1 protein-coding gene is annotated in these 527 nt (G+C 69.8%); it reads right to left on the bottom strand.

All coding sequences use genetic code 11. From position 1 onward, the window contains the following. The coding region (locus tag HGG74_RS18420; RefSeq protein ID WP_512698807.1) for a thiamine pyrophosphate-binding protein at window positions 1–527 on the bottom strand (527 nt) is incomplete at both ends.

Below are 527 nucleotides of genomic sequence, written 5' to 3' on the forward strand. Positions count from 1 at the left end.
AAGGTCAGGTTGTCCAGCTTCTCGTTCGCCGCCAGCTGGAGGAACCCGCGCGAGTCGGGCTCGTCCATCTCGCCGTCGCCCAGGAACGCCCAGACGTGCTGGTCCGAGGTGTCCTTGATCCCGCGGTTGTGCAGGTAGCGGTTCAGCTGCGCCTGGTAGATGGCGTTGGCCGGGCCGATGCCCATCGAGACCGTCGGGAACTCCCAGAAGTCCGGCATGGACCGGGGGTGGGGGTAGGAGGGCAGGGCATGGCCTTCGCGGGACTTCTCCTGCCGGAAGCCGTCCAGGTCCTCCTCGGAGAGCCGGCCCTCGAGGAAAGCCCGGGCGTACATGCCCGGGGAGGCGTGGCCCTGGAAGAAGACCTGGTCGCCGCCGCCGGGGTGGTCCTTGCCGCGGAAGAAGTGGTTGAAGCCCACCTCGTAGAGCGTGGCCGCGCCGGCGTAGGTGGAGATGTGCCCGCCGACGCCGATGTCCGGCCGCTGCGCGCGGTGCACCAGCATCGCGGCGTTCCAGCGCATCCAGGCCCG

The organism is Arthrobacter mobilis (assembly GCF_012395835.1).
GTDB lineage: Bacteria > Actinomycetota > Actinomycetes > Actinomycetales > Micrococcaceae > Crystallibacter > Crystallibacter mobilis.